Origin of the sequence: Paraburkholderia youngii, from assembly GCF_013366925.1 — a bacterium.
In the GTDB taxonomy this organism is placed as follows: domain Bacteria; phylum Pseudomonadota; class Gammaproteobacteria; order Burkholderiales; family Burkholderiaceae; genus Paraburkholderia; species Paraburkholderia youngii.
In genome coordinates this window covers 4327939-4345642 of sequence record NZ_JAALDK010000001.1, presented here as the reverse complement: position 1 = coordinate 4345642, position 17704 = coordinate 4327939, and the positions used below count along the sequence as shown (strand labels likewise).

Sequence of the window (17704 nt, the reverse complement as noted above, 5' to 3'; positions counted from 1 at the left end):
AGTTTGGGTCCGGCGCTGTTTTTGAGTCATTGCTCTAATCATCGTTTACGGCAGCGCGTTCATAGACTTGAAGCATTTAAAAGGTATGAACAAAGACGATGTAAGACGTTGAAAGCGAGTTGGCGGCAGACGTGTGGCTTCGCGTCGCGTTGGGGCAACGCGACGGTATTCGTCAAAACGCGACTTTTGACGTTTGAGCGGCGGGGATTGGGCGGATTGCGAGCCGTACGGAGTCGCCGAAGCGATCGCAGCACAGCGCCGTCAGGCGGCTCGCGGGGGCGCTAATGCCGCGATGGCATCAGCCCGACGCGTCGACTTCGGCGCGCGTCGGAATCGACGGCTGTGCACCCGCGCGCGTCACCGAAAGCGCGGCGGCGCGTTGCGCGAAGCGGATCGCCGCTTCGACGCTCGCACCCTGGGAGAGCTGCGCCGCGAAGCCGCCGATGAAGGTGTCGCCGGCCGCCGTCGTATCGACCGCCTCGACGCGCGGCGCGTCGTACAGCGTCGCGGCCGCGCCTTCGAGCGCCGCGTGCACGCCGCGCGCACCGAGCGTCACCAGCACGTTGCGCACGCCGGCCGCGCGCAATGCGGCGGCGGCTCGCGCGGCGTCCGCGGGCGAGTCGACGGCGACACCGCTCAGCGCGGCGGCTTCGAGTTCGTTAGGAATCAGGTAATCGATCAGCGGCAGCCAGGCGGCCGGCAATGGGCCGGTAGCGGGCGCCGGGTTAAGGATCACGATCTTGCCGAGGCGCCGCGCCGCGGCCAGCGCCGCATGCACCGATTCGGGCGGGGTTTCGAGCTGGCAGATCACGACATCGGCGGCGGCGAGCGCCGCTTCGTGTCGCGCGATGCTGGCCGGCGTGAGCTCGCCGTTGCTGCCCGCGACGATCACGATCGTGTTCTGGCTCGCATCGTCGACGACGATCAGCGCCACGCCGCTCGGTTCGCTGCCGGTTTCGAGCGCCGCGCAGTCGATGTGCTCCGCTTCGAGGCCCGCGCGCAGTTGCGCGCCGTTCGCATCGGTACCGACGCAGCCGAGCATCGACACCTGCGCGCCGAGCCGCGCGGCGGCGACCGCCTGGTTGCCGCCCTTGCCGCCCGCGACCTGCGCGAAGCCGCGGCCGGCCAGCGTTTCGCCCGGCTGCGGCAGGCGCGGCGAGCGCACCACGAGGTCCATGTTCAGACTACCGACCACCGTGACGCGTGAACGCGTTGGGTTGCTTGCCACTCGTGTGCCCTCCATTGCGCGACGTGTCGCGTTGCTATCGCGGGCGCGTCAGGCCGCCAGATTCCGCCGTGCGTCTCCCGCCCATGTCGCGGTGGACTCGCGCACGATCAGCCGCGGCGACACCACCCGCCGGCGCGCCGGGCTGCGCGCGGTGCTGTTCGACGCCGCCTCGGCGATCCGGTCGATCAGCGTCTGCGCGGCCGTGTCGCCAAGCGCGCGCACCGACTGCCCGACCGTCGACAGCGACGGGAAGGTGAAGCGGCCCAGCTCGATATCGTCGAAACCGATGATCGAGCAATCGCGCGGCACGCTGATATTGCGCTCCGCCGCCGCGCGCAACGCGCCGATGCCCATCATGTCGTTGACCGCGAAAATCGCCGACGGCCTGACCGTGTCGAACAGCTGCGCGGCCGCGCGGTGGCCGCCCGTCCCCGAAAAATCGCTTTCGACGATCGCATCGGTCGGAATCTCGATGCCGCGCTCGGCCATCGCGCGAATGAAGCCGTGCACGCGCATCGCGCCGACCGCGGTCTCCACCGGCCCCGTGATGCAGCCGATCCGCACATGCCCGAGCTCGAGCAGATGACGGGTGGCGAGGTAAGCGCCCTTCTCGTGATCGATCTGCACGAGGTCCGCGTTGACCCCCTCGATGTTGCGGTCCACCACGACGAGCGGCTCGCGCGAGTCGGCGAGCGTCTGCGCGAGCACGGCGTCGTCACCGGCCGACGCGACGATCAGCCCGTCGATCCGCTTTTCCTGCAACACGCGCAGATAGTTGCGCTGCTTCGCGGGGTCATCGTCGGAGTTGCAGAAGAACACGCAGTAGCCGTTGCGTGCGCAGCCGTCCTCGATGCCGCGCGCGAGCTCCGCGAAATACGGGTTGGTGCTGTTCGGCACCACCAGTCCGATCGTCGCGGTCGCGCGCGCCTTCAGCGAGCGCGCCACCGCCGACGGCACATAGTGCAGTTGACGAATCGCGTGCTCGACTTTCGCGCGCACATCGGCCGACACCGGCCGCGAGTTGTTCACGACGTGCGATACCGTCGTGAACGACACGCCCGCCACGGCCGCTACATCCTTGATCGTCGCCATAACCTGTTGCTCTCCTACTGCCTGTTGTTCCCGCCGCATGCGCCGCCTGGCGACCCGCGGACGTCTTCATCGAAGACACACCACACTGATTCATCGCTGCGCCGCGGCGCACACCTCAGCCGCGTTTGCGGTGACTGCGGTAGGTATCGAGCACCACCGCCACCACGATCACCGCGCCGGTGATCATGCGCTTGGTCGGCTCGTTCGCGCCGATCTGCGCGAGGCCCGCCGCCAGCACCGAAATGATCAGCACGCCAAAGAACGTGCTGATCACCGAACCACGCCCGCCCATCAGACTCGTGCCGCCGATCACGACCGCCGCGATCACCTGCAGCTCGAGGCCGACGCCCGCATTCGGATCGGCCGCCTCGAGCCGCGAGATCTGGAACAGCGCCGCGAGTCCCGACAGCGCGCCCATCAGCGCGAACACGATCACCTTGTACGGCCGCGGATTGACGCCCGCGAGCCGCACCGCTTCCTCGTTGGTGCCGATGCCGACCAGATAGCGCCCGAACACCGTGCGCGTCAGCACCAGCTGCGCGATCACCATCACCGCCACCGCGACCAGAAAGGCCGGCGAGATGCCGAGCGCGATCGGGTTCGACAGAAAATCGAACGCGTCGCCGATATACGCGGTGCGCGAATTGGTCATCTGATACGCCATGCCGCGCGCCGCCTCGAGCACCCCGAGCGACACGATGAACGACGGAATCCGCCAGCCCACCGTCACCGCGCCGGTCACGGTGCCGGTCAGCGCCGCGACCGCGACACCGAGCAGCGCCCCCGCGGCCGGCCCCCAGCCCCACTTCAGCGTCACCACGCTGACCACCGACGCCCCGAGCGCGAGCACCGAGCCGACCGACAGATCGATCCCCGCGATGATCAGCACGAAGGTCATGCCGACCGACATCACGACGAGATCCGGAATCTGGTTCGCGATCGTGCTGAACGTGTCGTAGGTCAGAAAGTGCGAACTCAGCAGCGAGAACAGCACGATCATCGCGAGCAGCGCGCCGGCGAGGCCCAGGTAGTTCGAAAAGCCGAGCCGCGTGCCGGCCGGCTTGCCGCTCGCGAGCGGCGCCGACGGATCGGCCGGCGGCGTCACGACGGGCGCGTCCGGCGCGCCGGCTGGCTTTTCGCCCGGCTTGCCGCCCTGCTGGTCACCCTGCTTGTCGCCCCGTTTGTCACCCTGCTTGACACCCGCCGCCTCGCGCCACGGTTGATCGGTCATCACAGACTCCCTGCTTCGTTGACGCCGTGCGTGTGCAGCAGCGCCTCGCGGCCGCGGTAGCCGGCGAACGCGGCCGCGAGCAGCGCATCCTGGCTCCAGCTCGCGCGCTCGAACACTCCGGTCATGCTGCCCGCCGACATCACGCCGATCCGGTCGCAGATCAGCATCAGCTCGCGCAGATCGCTCGACACCACGACCAGCGCGCGGCCGTCGCGAGCGAGCGCGCCCATCAGGCCGTAGATATCGAACTTCGCGCCGACGTCGATGCCGCGCGTCGGTTCGTCGAACAACAGCACGCGGCAGTCGCGCGCGAGCCAGCGGCCGATCACGACCTTCTGCTGATTGCCGCCCGACAGCTCGCCGACGATCTGCGCGGGCCCCGAGCTGCGAATCCGCATCGCGGCGATCTGCCTGTTCGCCAGCGCGTTCTCGCGCTTCGCGTCGACCACGCCATGCCGCGCGACGCTGCCGAGATTGCCGAGCGACAGGTTGGCCGCGATCGGCTGCGGCAGCAGCAGGCCTTCGCCTTTGCGGTCCTCGGTGATCAGCGCGATGCCCGCGCGCACCGCGTCCGCCGGCGAGTCGATCTGCACCGGCGTGGGCGGCACGCCTGGCGTCGCGGCGAGCGACACGCTGCCGCCGTCCTTGCGGTCGGCGCCGTAGATGAGCCGCATCAGCTCGGTGCGGCCCGCGCCGATCAGCCCGCTGACGCCGAAAATCTCGCCCGCGCGCACCTCGAACGACACGTCGCGCACGACCTTGCCGCGCGCGAGCCGCTCCACTTTCAACAGCGGCGCGCCGATGTTGCGCGCGCCGAGATCGATATGCTCGCCGAGCTCGCGGCCGACCATCCACGTGACGATCTGCTCGCTCGTCAGATTCGCCATCGCGTCGACATGCACGAGGCGGCCGTCGCGCAGCACCGCGACCCGTTCGGCCACCCGCGCCAGCTCTTCGAGCCGATGCGAGATATAGACGAGCCCGACGCCGCGCGCCTTCAACCGCCCGATCTGCTCGAACAGCAGATCGACCTCGCGCGCGGTCAGCATCGCGGTCGGCTCGTCGAGTATCAGCACGCGGCAGTCGCCGATCAGGTTGCGGGCGATCTCGACCATCTGCTGATGACCGATACCGAGTTCGCCGACCAGCGTGTCGGGATCGATCGCGTCGAGCCCGACCTGCGCCATCGCCTCGCGCGCGTTCTCCCGCAGCTTGCCGCGATCGATCCAGCCGAAGCTGAACGCGCCCGCGCGCGGCAGCCGGTTCAGGAACAGGTTCTCGGCGACCGACAAGGTCGGCAGCAGATTCAACTCCTGCATCACCATGCGCACGCCGAGCGCCTCGGCCTCGGTGCGGCTCGCGGGCGCGTACCGCGCGCCGGCGAGCTGCATCGTGCCCGCGCTCGGCTCGACCAGCCCGCCGACGATCTTCGACAGCGTGCTCTTGCCCGCGCCGTTCTCGCCGGTCAATGCCAATACCTCGCCTGCCCGCAGCGACAACGATACGTCGGCGAGCACCGGTTCGGCATAGGTCTTGCCGATGCCGCTGACGGTCAGCACGACAGGCAAGGCGTCGTGGTCGGTCGAATCCATCGCGCTCCTGATTGCATGGCGCCTCTGGCGCCTTCGTGACACCCTGGCGGTGGTCCGCTGCGCTTGCCGCACAGCACATCGCTCCTGGCTGCCACGAGTCATGTCGGCCCACTGCGCGGAATGCGCAGGCGCTCACGGCCGCGCTTCTCTCCTCGCGCGAGCCGCCGTCATGACGCTTATCTCTGGAATTAACGGCGGCCGGGCGGAATTCTTGAGCGTTCGTTGAATAAAAGCGGACGGCGGGTTGCCGCATTGCCGCTGAAGCGTGCGGTGCGCGCTTCGCGGCGGCATTGGCGGTTTCCCGCGAGCCTGTCCGGCCGCGCCCGGCTCGCGCTCGACGCCGGGCGCGCCGCGCTTACTTCAGCGTGTCTTTCGTCACCAGCACGACCGGCGTTTCGACGACGCCCGACAACTCCGACTGCTTCCTGTTTTCGCTCAACGCCTTCAGCGCGGTATCGATGCCGAACACGGCCTGCTTCGCCGCGAACTGGTCGGCGGTGGCGAGCACGCGGCCGTCCTTCAGCATTGGATGGATCGCGTTGATGTTGTCGTAGCCGACCACCTGCACCTTGCCCTGCTTGCCGGCCGCGCGCACGGCCGACACCGCGCCGATCGCCATGTTGTCGTTGCCCGCGAGCAGCGCTTTCAGGTTCGGATATTCATTCAGCATCGCCGATGCGACCGCATTGCCCTTGTCGATTTCCCACTCGCCCGACTGCACCGACACGATCTTCGCGCCGACCGCCTGCATCGCGTCCTTGAAGCCCGCGGTACGCTGCTGCGCGTTGGTGGTGGTCGATACGCCTTCGAGGATGCCGACCTCGTCGCCGGCCTTCAGCCGCTTCGCGAGGTAGTCGCCGACGAGCCGCGCGCCCTTGCGGTTGTCGGGGCCGACGAACGGCACGTTCAGGTCTTTCGACTTCAGCACGTCCTGATCGAGCCGGTTGTCGATGTTGACGACGATGATGCCCGCGTCGACCGCCTTCTTGACGACCGGTACGAGCGCCTTCGAATCGGCCGGCGCGAGCACGATCGCGTCGACCTTCGACACGATCATCTGCTCGACTATGCGGATCTGGTTGGCGGTGTCGGTTTCGTCCTTGATGCCGTTGGTGATCAGGTCGAACTTGGCCGGGTTCTGCTTCTGATAGTCCTTCGCGCCGGTCTCCATGGTCAGGAAGAACTCGTTGGCGAGCGACTTCATCACCAGCGCGACCTTGGGTTTATGAGCCGGGGCGTTCTGCGCGTGGGCGACGGAAAATGGCAGGACGGCGGAGGCGGTGGCGAGAACTGCGGCGGCAAGAATGCGACGACGGGTTCGATGGCTCATGCGTATCTCCAAGGTTGTCAGGCTCGCGGACGAGCCGTATTTTTTGTGATGCGCAAACGTTTGCGAGGCCTATTCTCAGCGCAAGCTTTTCGGAATGTCAACGATTCGCGGTGTTGCAACGCACGGGCGCGCAACATCCGCGGCGCCGCGATGCGCTCGATCGATTCGGGCAGCGTGTGGCAAGGTCCCCTCGCTCAGTCCGTGCAGTCGAGAACGCCGATGCATCGCGTGCGGCGCGACACACCGGCCGCTTATGCTGGCCTGGTATTGCGCGCGCTGCAAGCGAAACCGCGAGGATCTCGAAAGGCGGGCCGGCTACAGCCAGCCGGCTTTGCGAAAGCGCCGGTACAGCACGAAGTCGATCGCCAGCATCACGATCAGCACGACCGGATAGCCGAACTTGAAATGCAGCTCGGGAATGCGCTCGAAGTTCATCCCGTAGATACCGGCGATCATCGTCGGCACCGCGAACAGCGCCGCGAACGAGCCGAGCCGCTTGGTGATTTCGCTCTCGGCGAGCGAGATCATGCCGAGGTTCACCTGCACCGCCGTGACGACGATTTCGCGGCGCCCTTCGATGGTTCTGACGATCCGGTCGAGGTGGTCGTAGACATCGCGGAAGTACGCCTGCATGCCGGAGCAGATGCTCGGAATGCGCCCGCCGGTCAGTTTGCCCACCGCTTCGCGCAGCGGCAGGATGTGGTGTTGCAGGGTCACGAGCCGGCGCTTCATCGTGTACAGGTCCTGCACGATCGCGCGCGAGGCGGCCGAATCGTTCTTCTCGAAGATGCGGTCCTCGAGCGCTTCGAGCTCGGTGCTCATCGCCTCGACGATCGGGAAATAACGGTCGACCACGTCGTCGATCAGCGCATACAGCACGAACGCCGAGCCTTCCTTCAACAGATGCGGCTCGTGCTCGCAGCGCGTTCGCACGCTCTGAAAACCGGCGCGCGTGCCGCGCCGCACCGACAGCACATAGTTGTTGCCGACGAATACGGCGACTTCGCCGATCACGAACTCGCCGTTCTCGTCCATCTCGACCGTGTGCATCACGGTGAACAGCGAATCGCCGTACTCCTCGATCTTCGGGCGCTGATGGCCGTGTTGCGCATCTTCGATCGCGAGTTCGTGCAGATTGAACTCCTCTTTCATGACCGCGAGTTCTTCGGGGCTCGGGTCTTTCAATGCGACCCAGACGAAGCACTCGGGCCGCGCGACGTAGTCGCTGATGGCGTCGATATCGATGTCGGCGAGCTTACGGCCGTCCTGATAGGCGGCGCAATTGATCAGCATGTTCGGATTACCCTGGAAACGAAAACAGACCGGGCCGCCCTCTCGCGTAAGCGTTGCGTAAGACGGGCGACCGGTCTCGTGTGAACGGACAAGCACGCTTTCAGCAGGCTTGGATCAGCCGCCATGTTAAGGCGCGCTGCGTAAGGCGCGCGTTTCGAATTGTTAATGCCCGGCCGCATTGCTACTGCGGCTAACGCGGCTACTGCGCGACCCGCTGCAGGCCGATGCGGTGATCGTCGTTGAACGTGACCGACGCGCGGTTCGTGTAGCGCGGGTCGGCCGTCACGATGAAGTTCAGCTCGACGACCGGATCGAACTGCGTCGATACGCCGATCCGATGCGTGCCGGGCGGCAGATAGAACACCACGTGCTCGCCGTTCATCAGGTCGGTCACGCGCTCGCCGTCGATATAGACGAGCGCATCGCGGAACCGCACGATCACGTCGCGCGAACGCTCGCGCCGCACGTCCACCGCGACGAGGCCGGGGCCTGGCTGCGTATAGCCCTGTCTGACGATGCGCTCGGCCGGCACCGATTTGAACGGCACCGGCTCGGCCGGCGTCGACGCGCAGCCGGCTAGCGTGAGCACGCTGAGCACGCTGAGCACGCTGAGCACGCTGAGCGCGACGCATGCGGCCAACGCGGCGCGGCGTGCGGCCCGGCCGCGGCGAGACAGGCGCATCGGCATGCTGGTTCTCCCGTGTGCTCTCGATGTTGGGCCGAGTTTGTGACTACGCGGTGCGGGTCTTACGCATGACTGTCCCGCATCATAGCAACGCGCGCGGAACTCGGGCGCCGCGCCCTCTTGCATGGCGCGGCGTTCTTCTTCATGATCGTTGAAGGCGGCCGCGCTCACGGCTGGCCGTCGTGGGTAACTGGCAAGCCTGTCGATTAGCGTCGCCGGACGCACGCTCAAGGAGACTGCGATGTGGTATTTCACCTGGATTCTCGGCGTGGGTGTGGCGCTCGGCTTCGGCATCATCAACGTGATGTGGCTCGAGACCAACGGCAAGTTCGCGCGCGACCCGCGCCCCGATGCGGCCGCCGCGCCGCGTGAGGACAAGCCTGCGTGACTTCTCTGGTGTTCTTTTGCGGTCATGCGGGCACGGGCAAGACGACGCTGGCGAAAAAACTGTTCGGCCCGCTGATGAAAGCGAGCGGCACCTCCTTCTGCCTGCTCGACAAGGACACACTGTACGGCGGCTATAGCGCGGCCGTGATGGCGATGGTGACCGGCGATCCGAACGATCGCGACAGCCCTCTTTTCCTGCAGCATCTGCGCGACCCCGAATATCGCGGCCTCATCGATACCGCGCGCGACAATCTCGAACTCGGCATCAGCGCATTGGTCGTCGGCCCGCTGTCGCGCGAGGTGCGCGAGCGGCGACTGTTCGATCATGCGTGGCTCGGCGTCGCGCCGGACGTGAGATTGCGTGTCGTGTGGGTGCGGACCTCGGAGGACGTGGCGCGGCAGCGGATCGTCGCGCGCGCGAATCCCAACGATGCGTACAAGCTCGCGCACTGGGACGATTACCGGCGGCGGCGCTTCGAGCCGAGCGGCGCGAGCCGCGAGGGTCTGCTGATGTTCGACAATACCGCGCCCAGTTCGGCGGACTATCAAGCGCTCGTTGCGCAAATCGTGGCTGGATGACGGCCACGCGAGTGCGGTGCAGCGCAGCCCCGCTGATCGGCTGAAAAACGAAAAATCCCCGTACGTCAGTGACGTACGGGGATTTTCATTTGGCGCGAGCGATTCGAGCCTCAAACCGTCGCCATCGCCTCCAGTGACTGCCCTTCGTACAGCTTGCCGAAGCGGTTCGCGAGGAAATCGCCAAGCGACACCTGCTCCTGCCGCACGAAGCCCTTTTGCGGCAGCTTGCGCTCGCGGAACAGATCGAGCACCGCGCACATCGCGCCGGCGGTGGTGATCTGGATCGCGCTCATCGGCACGCCGCAGACGGTCTTCGCGAAGATCTTGCGCGTGAAGACCTCCTGCACGAGCTGACCGTCGCGCATGCCGCTCACGGTGATGAACACCAGCACGACGTCCTGCGCGGTCGATGGCACCGAGCGGCGCATGATGGTCTTCAAGGTATCGCGGTCGCTCGACAGACGCAGGTCTTCCAGCAGGAACTGCATCAGGTTGCGATGCCCCGGATAGCGCACCGACTTGTAGTCGAGCGATTCGACGCGGCCCGCCAGCGTCTCGCACAGCGTGCCCAGCCCGCCCGACGTGTTGAACGCTTCGTACTCGGTGCCGTCGAGCGAGAAATGCTCGAGACCTTCGAGCGGCTGCACCCACTGCGTGCGGCCGTCGCGGATCGCCTCGCACGGCTGGCAGTACTCGTTGATCAGGCCGTCGACGCTCCACGTCAGGTTGTACTTCAGCGCATTGGTCGGAAACTCGGGCAGCGCGCCGACGCGCATCTTCACGTCGCGGATTTCCGTGAAGCGATTCGCGAGCTCGTGCGCGGCAATGCCGATGAAGCCCGGCGCGAGACCGCACTGCGGCATGAACGCGTGATCGGCATCGTCGGCGATCGCGCGGATCGCGTGCGTCGCGCGCACGTCCTCGGTCAGGTCGAAGTAATGGACACCCGCGCCCTTCGCGGCCGATGCGACGTTCACCGCGAGGTAGTACGGCAGCGCGTTGATCAGCACGTCGAAGCCCTGGATCGCGGCGCGCAGCACGGCGGCGTCGGCGGAATCGATGCGGCGGGTCGGAATGCCCTGGGCGGCGAGCTTGTCGAGTGCATGCTGATCGCGGTCGAACGCGACGACTTCGTAGTCGCCCGTCTCGCGCAGCATATGAGCAATGGTGTGACCGATCAGACCTGCGCCTACGATAGCTACTTTCATCTGCTTCTCCTTGTTATCCATGTGCTGTCTCTGAGCTTGGGAAGTGCGCCGCGTATTGCGCGCGGCGCCTGCGGGCCGAACCCTTGAATGACAGTGTAGGAAGAAGCAAAAACAGTTCATACGCGCAAAATGCTGCGGTATGACCACCAGATTCGACATTCCGACGAACTTCTCAAACGATTCGTCGAAAACGCGTAGAAAACGCGTAAACGACGGACCGTCGAAGCATTCGCGAAGAGGTTACGCCGCGCGCCGGCTCACACCGTGCCGCGGTCGATCTTGCGCGCGAGAATGATCGACGTCGTGGTCCGCTCGACACCTTCGAGCCCGCCGATCTGATCGAGCAGATCGTTGAGCCGCTCAGGCGAATCGGCACGCAGCCATGCCACGTAGTCGTACTCGCCGCTGACCGCGCACAGCAGTTGCACCTCGGGCATCTTGCCGAGGCGCTTCTGCACGGCCGGCCCGTGCTTCGGCGCGATGATGATGCCGACATAAGCGACGATGCTCGAATCGAGCACGTCCTGGCCCAGCCGTACGCTGTAGCCGGCGATCACGTTGCTGCGTTCGAGCCGCGCAATGCGCGCGATCACGGTCGTGCGCGCGACGCCGAGTTGTCGCGCGAGATTCGCGACGCTCTCGCGCGCGTTGGCTTGCAGCAGTGCAACGAGATTACGGTCGAGGTCGTCGAGCTGGTCGAGGCGCGGAGGTCTCATCGAAGGGGCGGGAAGTTGGTATGGAATGTCGCGGATTATCGCGCGTCTGCGCGGGCAGCGGCGCTGTGTGACGGTGTGCGCTCACCGCTGCCCGGCACACTGTGGGGCGTCCTCGGCGCGGCAGATCGGCGCACTTGCCGCTCAGGCGCGAGCCGTTTCCCGTTCGTTTCGGTTGTAAGCGTTTGTCGCACAGCAGCCGTATTGCAGGGATATCGTGTTACTAATAGCGGCGACGGGCGAATGCGGCAGCTGGTTGCGGCGCGCCGCTATTCGTCGCTGGCGCGAGGCGATACGCACGCCGCGCGCCGAGTCTCAATACGAACAGACATCAGGAGTTTCGATGAAAAAAGCACTCGTTATGCTGGCTACGGCCGTTTCGATGGGCGGCGCGTTCGCTCAAACCGCCGCGCCGGCCTCGGCCCCGGCACCGGACACCACGGCAACGGCTTCCGCGGCCAAGGCCGGCCATGAACGCAACGTCGAAGACCGCATCGCTTATTTGCATTCGCAACTGAAGATCACGCCCGCGCAGGAAACGCAATGGAAGGCGTTCGCCGACGTGATGCGCAGCAATGGCGAAACGATGGGCCAGCTGTTCGAGCAGCGCAAAGCCGCCACCAACGTGAGCGCGCTCGACGACATGAAACAGTACGCAACGATTGCGCAGGCGCATGCGGACGGCATGAAGAAGCTCGTCGATGCGTTCGAGCCGCTGTATGGCAGCCTGTCGCCGGAGCAGAAGAAGCTCGCCGATGCGACGTTCCACCATGGCGGCCCCGAGGGTCATCAGCGCGCCCACCATGGCAAGGGTAGCAAGCCCGCGGCCGAAGCCGCGAGCGACGCGGCCGTCAAGCCGTAATGAAAGAGCGCCCGCGGCGGGGGGTTGCCCCGTAGCGGGCATCTGGCATGATTCGGGTTCGCAAAGCGGCGAGTCTCGCCGCAACGCCCCCTAATCTCCCACCCGCTTCATGACCGAACTCAGGAATCTCGATCTGCGTGACGATCCGCACGCCCAACGCGTCGTCAAGGACGAAACGGTAAGCGTCGAATTCGCCGCCTCCGAAGGCCAATTGATGAGCCTCGAAGGCCCGAACCGCTATGTGCGCGGCGATGCGCTGATCACCGGCTCGACCGGCGACCGCTGGGTCGTGTCGCGCGAGCGCTTCGACGCGAAGTACCTGCCCGCCGATCCAGCGCTCGCGCACGGCGAAGCCGGCGCCTATCGCAACATCCCGGCAGTCGTGCTTGCCCGCCGGATGGACGAGCCCTTCTCGCTCGCGCGCTCGGCCAGCGGCGGCGACGTGCTGCACGGCGCGGCCGGCGACTGGGTCATGCAGTACGCGCCCGGCGACTATGGCGTCGTGCAGGCCGCGCGTTTCGCGAAGGTCTATCGTCTCGCGGATTGAAGCAGATTCACCCGCGCTTCATCTGCGCATCACCCGCGCTTCATGCGAACTCGTCGCCGAGCTCGACCGTGACTTCGCGCGGCACCGCCTCGCCGTTCGCGTACATCTCTTCGAGCGAGCCCAGGCTCGCTTCGACGTACGCGCGCAAAACCGCGAAGCTGCGGCCGCGCAGCCGCGCCGGCATCGCGCGATAACGCGCGAGCGCCGCCGGCGCGATCGCGACCGTCATCTCGATCCGCCTCGCGGTCGACCCGAAGCGCATCGCTACCCAGTGAATCGTCAGTGTGGGCGCGCCATTGTCGGCGGCACGCTCGATGAACTGCGTCTGCTCGGGAAACAGATCGCTGATGACGCGCGCGAGCTCGCCGAACTCCGGATGCGCGCAGTCGTATTGGTAAGCTTCCATGAAGGCTGCCGGGAAAAGAGGATCCTGAAAAAACGTAGGCGCATTTTAGAGAAACGCTGAAGGGATGGCGAGGCGCCTGCGATCCAGCGGTTCATCCGCTCACGCCGCCGCTGGCCGCCGGTAACTGCGGATCAACAGTCCCGCGACGAACACCGCCGCCACCGCATAGATCGTATCGACCGCCGCGAGCGGCAGCAGCCGCGCCTGCGTCATCGCCGCGGGCGCGTCGATCAGCGCGTGCACCACGATCGCGAGCGGCAGGATGGCGCGCGAGCCGGCCCGCACGCCCCGCCACATCAGCACCGACAGGCCGATCTGGAACACCAGCGCGGCAACGCGTTCGAGCGCGAAAATGCCGGCCAGTTGCGGTGTCAGGCTTGCGAGAATCAGATGCACGCGCATCACTGCTTCGGCCGGCAGATTGCCGAGGTAATCGCCGAGCTGGCCGCGGTTTTCGAGGACCGCGAACACGAGCCACTGGAACTGCACGAGCACGCCGACCATCCACGCTTCCGCGCCGCCGTGGCCGAGGCCGTAGCTCAGCGCGGCGCCATCGTCGGCGCGCAAGGCGGCGGTGCGGGTGTCGGCGTCGGCGGTCGGGCTGGCGGCGGCGTTGGCGCCCGCGCTTGCAGCGACGCCGGTGGGCGCTTCCACGCTCGACTTTTTGCGCACGGCCGGCCGCGTCGCCGCCCGCTTCATCAGCAGCCGCATGCCGAAGAACCGCCCCACTTCCTCGCAAACGCCCGCGACCAGCGCTCCATAGACGACGAACGCGAGCGGTTGCGAAAGGAACGCCGCCGTCGCCGCGTTACCGCGCAGCAGATAGTCGTTCAGCGCCCGCTCGATCACCATCGCGAACAGCGCGAACACCGCGACGCCGGCGATCGCGTCGCGCGGCCTGAGTGCGAGCGGACGGCGCAACTGCCGGTAAAGCAGAAAAGGTAAAGCGGCGATGACGAGGGTGGCGAGCGCGAGGCTCGCGAGGGTAAGCGGTGGCACGACCATGAGTATCCTTGCGGGGTTCCTTGCAATCCCCGGCGCGCAACCGCTGCGCGCCGCAGCCCCGAATGATCGCAGATTGACCGGAAATCAGCGCGCGGTCGACGCACGCACGATCAGCTCGCCGGGCAGCAGGCAGTCGCGCGCACCCGTCTGCGCGCCTTCGATGCGCTCGTGCAGGAATTCGACCGCGCGATAACCGATGTCATAGGTCGGCTGACGGATCGTCGTGATGCCGGCGAGCTCGGCCCAATCCGGATCGTCGATGGAAAGCAGCGCGACGCGGCTCTGCCAGTGCGCGCCGTAACGCGCGTTCAGGTGCAGCGCGAGGCGCAACGCGACCGGCGCGTTGGCCGCGAACAGCGCGACGCGCGGGGCGGCGCCGGCCCCGCCTGGCGAGTCGATCGCACGATCCAGCTCCGCAAGGCCGCGTTCGACAGCAGTCTCATCGGCGAGATCGAGCACCAGCGTATGACCGCGCGCGCGGCCTTCATCGCGCATTGCGCGATCGAACGCGTCGACGCGCTGCCGCCGCGAGCTGACCCGCTCGAACGGCTGCACGACGAACCAGATATGCTCGAAGCCCCGTTCGAGCAGATGCCGCGTGCCAAGCTCGGCGGCCGCGCCATTGTCGAGACCGACCATGTCGGCGACGAGCCCCTCCACGCGACGATCGACCAGCACGGCCGGAATCCCGCCATCGCCGACCGGCCGCAACGTCTCCTCACGCACGCCGAGCGCGTTGACGATCACGCCTTCCACGCGATACGTGGTCAGCAGTTGCAGGTAACGGCGCTCCATCTCGACTTCGTTCGCCGCGTGGCAGATCAGCGGCATCAAACCGAGCGCGTGGCACGCGGCCTCGACGCCTTGCAGCACTTCGACGGAGTACGGATTGGTCAGGTCGGCGACCAGCATGCCGATCAGCCGGTTGCGGCCGCGCTTCAGACCGCGCGCCATCTGGTTCGGCTGATAGTCGAGCCGCGCGATCGCGGCTTCGATGCGCACGCGCAGCTCGGGCGACAGCGCGCTGAACTCGCCGTTCAGATAGCGCGAGATGCTGGTCTTGCCGGTGCCGGCTTCGCGCGCGACATCGGTGATCGTCGCGCGGCGCGTCGGCGCGGACGGCGGATTGGGCGGCGTGGCGGGCGGGGTCGTGCTCATTCGCTGATCGCTCGTGTCGGTCCGAGGGCGGCAGCGCGCGCGCCGCCCTGCGATTCACTTCGCCAGGACTTCACGGTTGACGATGTTGGTCGTCAAGGTGCCGTCGAGCGCGGCGACCAGGTTCTCCGCCGCGTTGAGCGCCATCGCATGACGGGTCTCGTGCGTCGCCGAACCGATATGCGGCAGCGCGACCACGTTCGGCATCGACAGCAACGGCGAGTCGGCCGGCAACGGTTCGGTGTCGAACACGTCGAGGCCCGCACCGTGAATCGTGCCGTTCTTCAATGCCTCGATCAGCGCCGCTTCGTCGACGGTCGCGCCGCGCGACGCGTTGATCAGGATCGCGCTCTGCTTCATCGCGCGCAGTTCGGCCGTGCCGATCAGATGCCGCGTCTGCGGCGTGAGCGGCACCTGCAGACAGACGAAATCGGACTGCGCGAGCAATTCGGCCAGTTCGACGCGCCGCGCGCCATACGCCTCTTCCGCGTGGCGGTTCGCGCTGCGGTTCGTGTACAGCACCTTCATGTTGAAGCCGAGCGCAGCGCGCCGTGCGACCGCGCCGCCGATCCGCCCGAGGCCGACGATGCCGATCGTCTTGCCCTGCACATCGACCCCGAACTGCGCGGGCCCGATGCTCGTGCGCCACTGGCCCGCCTTGACCCAGTCGGCCAGCTCGACCACGCGCCGCGCGGACGCGAGGATCAGCGAGAACACAGTATCGGCGGTCGATTCGGTCAGTACGTCCGGCGTGTGCGCGAGCACGATGCCGCGGCGCGTCAGGTCGTCGACGTCGAACTGGTCGTAGCCGACCGAGATCGTCGACAGCGCCTTAAGCCGGCTCGCGCCTTCGAGCATCGCCGGCGCGATCTTCACGCTCGCGCCGATGCCGCCGTCGGCATCGCGCAACGCGGCGACGAAAGCATCATGCTGTGACGGATCGACCTGCACGACCTGCGCATGCTGTTGCAGATAGGCGAGCACATCCTCGGGCAGCGACTTCCAAACGACGATCTTCTTCATCAGCTAATTTTCCTTGCGACGGTGGGACGAGCGGGGTCGCGTCGTTCGGCGGCGGCCGGCTTGACGGCGAGCGTCAGGATCACCGCGGCGACGAGCGCCACGCTCATGAACGCATACGATGCCGCGGGCGAGCCGGTCGCGCCGTTCAGATAGCCGACCACGTACGAGCCGACGAACGAACCGAGCGCACCCATGCTGTTGATCAGCGCCATCGCGCCGCCCGCGACGTTCTTCGGCAGCAGTTCTGGCACGATCGCGAAGAACGGGCCATACGGCGCGTACATGGCGGCGCCCGCGATCACGAGCAGCGCATACGAAATCCAGAAATGCGCTGAGCCGAGCCCGTACGACGCCGCGAATGCGATCGCACCGACCAGCAGGAACGGCCACACGAACACCTTGCGGCGGTTGAGTTTATCCGATGCCCACGAAGCTGCAAGCATCGCGATCGTCGCGGCCGCATACGGCAGCGCAGACAGCCAGCCCGTCTCGACCATGCCGATCGACGAGCCGTTTTTCAGGATCGACGGCAGCCACAGCACGAAACCGTACACGCCGATGCTCCAGCAGAAATACTGCGCGCACAGCTTGATGACCGCGGGCGTGCGAAACGCCTCGCTGTAGTTGCGCACCGGCTTGATCGCGGCCTGCTCGGCGCGCAAGGTCTGCGCGAGCGCATCCTTTTCCTGCTGCGTGAGCCACGACACCTGCTCGGGCTTGTCCTTCACGAGGAACCACCAGCACACCGCCCAGAGGATCGCGGGCGCGCCCTCGGCGATGAACATCTGCCGCCAGCCGAACGAATGCACGAGATAGCCCGACACGACCGACATCCACAGCACCGTGACCGGGTTGCCGAGAATCAGGAACGTGTTCGCCCGCGAGCGTTCGCTCTTCGTGAACCAGTTGCTGATGAAGATCAGCATCGCCGGCATCACCGCGGCTTCGACGACGCCGAGCACGAAGCGGATCGCCATCAGCGATGGGATGTTGCTGACCATGCCGGTCAACGCCGCGCAGCCGCCCCACAGGATGAGGCTCCAGAACACGAGCTTCTTCACGCTGCGGCGCTCGGCGTAGATCGCGCCCGGAATCTGGAAGAAGAAATAGCCGAGGAAAAACAGCGCGCCGATCAGCGACGCGAGCCCCTTGCTGATGCCGAGATCCTGGTTGATGCCGGCCGCCGCCGCAAAGCCGAAATTCGCGCGATCCAGATACGCGAGGCTGTAGGTGATGAACACGATCGGCATGATCGTCCACCAGCGGCGAATCGCAAGTGATGAGGTCATGGAAGTCTCCTTGGACGGCGTCGTCCCGAATCAATGATGAAAAAATCTTGGCGCGCTGAGGGCGCTCTTGTTGTCGTGT

At 66.5% G+C, this 17704-nt stretch carries 18 protein-coding genes; 4 read left to right on the top strand and 14 right to left on the bottom strand.

The window, feature by feature from the left end:
* Positions 1 to 298: 298 nt before the first annotated feature.
* The 7 genes from rbsK to G5S42_RS19925 all read right to left on the bottom strand — a co-directional run bounded on the left by rbsK (position 299) and on the right by G5S42_RS19925 (position 8454).
* Positions 299 to 1228: a ribokinase gene (gene rbsK / locus G5S42_RS19955; protein WP_176108371.1), complete on the bottom strand. Its 930-nt coding sequence runs from the start codon at positions 1226 to 1228 to the stop codon at positions 299 to 301.
* 48 nt (positions 1229 to 1276) lie between these two features.
* Positions 1277 to 2320 carry a LacI family DNA-binding transcriptional regulator gene (locus G5S42_RS19950; RefSeq protein WP_176108370.1) on the bottom strand — a complete coding sequence of 348 codons (1044 nt, stop codon included), beginning with the start codon at positions 2318 to 2320 and terminating at the stop codon, positions 1277 to 1279.
* 115 nt (positions 2321 to 2435) lie between these two features.
* Positions 2436 to 3551 carry an ABC transporter permease gene (locus G5S42_RS19945; RefSeq protein ID WP_176108369.1) on the bottom strand — a complete coding sequence of 372 codons (1116 nt, stop codon included), beginning with the start codon at positions 3549 to 3551 and terminating at the stop codon, positions 2436 to 2438.
* Complete coding sequence (locus G5S42_RS19940) at positions 3551 to 5143, bottom strand: sugar ABC transporter ATP-binding protein (protein ID WP_176108368.1); 1593 nt, start codon at positions 5141 to 5143, stop codon at positions 3551 to 3553. The genes G5S42_RS19945 and G5S42_RS19940 overlap by 1 nt, the downstream gene beginning before the upstream one ends.
* Before the next feature lie 355 nt (positions 5144 to 5498).
* The gene (locus G5S42_RS19935; protein WP_176108367.1) at positions 5499 to 6473 is read right to left on the bottom strand and encodes a sugar ABC transporter substrate-binding protein; all 975 of its coding nucleotides are present in this window, start codon (positions 6471 to 6473) and stop codon (positions 5499 to 5501) included.
* Between the two features lie 315 nt (positions 6474 to 6788).
* A complete protein-coding gene (gene corA / locus G5S42_RS19930; RefSeq protein WP_176108366.1) occupies positions 6789 to 7766 on the bottom strand; it encodes a magnesium/cobalt transporter CorA in 978 nt (325 codons plus the stop codon).
* Between the two features lie 199 nt (positions 7767 to 7965).
* Positions 7966 to 8454 (bottom strand): hypothetical protein, encoded by a 489-nt coding sequence (locus tag G5S42_RS19925; protein ID WP_176108365.1) that lies wholly within the window; start codon positions 8452 to 8454, stop codon positions 7966 to 7968.
* Positions 8455 to 8692: 238 nt separating this feature from the next.
* Between G5S42_RS19925 and cydX the strand changes: the two genes are divergently transcribed.
* Both cydX and G5S42_RS19915 read left to right on the top strand, forming a co-directional pair.
* Complete coding sequence (gene cydX, locus G5S42_RS19920; RefSeq protein ID WP_026228716.1) at positions 8693 to 8839, top strand: cytochrome bd-I oxidase subunit CydX; 147 nt, start codon at positions 8693 to 8695, stop codon at positions 8837 to 8839.
* Positions 8836 to 9417: a P-loop nucleotide/nucleoside kinase family protein gene (locus tag G5S42_RS19915; RefSeq protein ID WP_176108364.1), complete on the top strand. Its 582-nt coding sequence runs from the start codon at positions 8836 to 8838 to the stop codon at positions 9415 to 9417. The genes cydX and G5S42_RS19915 overlap by 4 nt, the downstream gene beginning before the upstream one ends.
* 110 nt (positions 9418 to 9527) lie before the next feature.
* Here G5S42_RS19915 and G5S42_RS19910 read toward each other — a convergent pair whose 3' ends face one another.
* Both G5S42_RS19910 and G5S42_RS19905 read right to left on the bottom strand, forming a co-directional pair.
* Entirely contained in the window at positions 9528 to 10625 is a 1098-nt protein-coding gene (locus G5S42_RS19910; RefSeq protein WP_176108363.1) for a saccharopine dehydrogenase family protein, read from the bottom strand.
* A 257-nt stretch (positions 10626 to 10882) separates the two neighbouring features.
* The gene (locus G5S42_RS19905) at positions 10883 to 11341 is read right to left on the bottom strand and encodes an Lrp/AsnC family transcriptional regulator (RefSeq protein WP_176108362.1); all 459 of its coding nucleotides are present in this window, start codon (positions 11339 to 11341) and stop codon (positions 10883 to 10885) included.
* A gap of 340 nt (positions 11342 to 11681) precedes the next feature.
* On the opposite strand from G5S42_RS19905, the gene G5S42_RS19900 reads away from it, so the two are divergent.
* A complete protein-coding gene (locus G5S42_RS19900; RefSeq protein ID WP_176108361.1) occupies positions 11682 to 12200 on the top strand; it encodes a Spy/CpxP family protein refolding chaperone in 519 nt (172 codons plus the stop codon).
* A gap of 109 nt (positions 12201 to 12309) precedes the next feature.
* Positions 12310 to 12747 carry a PGDYG domain-containing protein gene (locus G5S42_RS19895; RefSeq protein WP_176108360.1) on the top strand — a complete coding sequence of 146 codons (438 nt, stop codon included), beginning with the start codon at positions 12310 to 12312 and terminating at the stop codon, positions 12745 to 12747.
* Positions 12748 to 12787: 40 nt separating this feature from the next.
* Here the strand turns inward: G5S42_RS19895 and G5S42_RS19890 are convergent, their stop codons facing one another.
* From G5S42_RS19890 to G5S42_RS19870, 5 genes are all read right to left on the bottom strand, one after another.
* Complete coding sequence (locus G5S42_RS19890) at positions 12788 to 13153, bottom strand: DUF3022 domain-containing protein (protein WP_176108359.1); 366 nt, start codon at positions 13151 to 13153, stop codon at positions 12788 to 12790.
* A gap of 99 nt (positions 13154 to 13252) precedes the next feature.
* On the bottom strand, positions 13253 to 14158 hold the full coding sequence (locus tag G5S42_RS19885) for a YhfC family intramembrane metalloprotease (RefSeq protein WP_176108358.1): 906 nt from the start codon (positions 14156 to 14158) through the stop codon (positions 13253 to 13255).
* Between the two features lie 84 nt (positions 14159 to 14242).
* Positions 14243 to 15316 carry a LacI family DNA-binding transcriptional regulator gene (locus G5S42_RS19880; RefSeq protein WP_176108357.1) on the bottom strand — a complete coding sequence of 358 codons (1074 nt, stop codon included), beginning with the start codon at positions 15314 to 15316 and terminating at the stop codon, positions 14243 to 14245.
* A 54-nt stretch (positions 15317 to 15370) separates the two neighbouring features.
* Complete coding sequence (locus G5S42_RS19875; RefSeq protein WP_176108356.1) at positions 15371 to 16336, bottom strand: 2-hydroxyacid dehydrogenase; 966 nt, start codon at positions 16334 to 16336, stop codon at positions 15371 to 15373.
* Positions 16336 to 17625, bottom strand: coding sequence for an MFS transporter (locus tag G5S42_RS19870; protein ID WP_176108355.1), 1290 nt, complete (start codon positions 17623 to 17625; stop codon positions 16336 to 16338). Before G5S42_RS19870 ends, G5S42_RS19875 begins: the two co-directional genes overlap by 1 nt.
* Between the last annotated feature and the right edge of the window lie 79 nt (positions 17626 to 17704).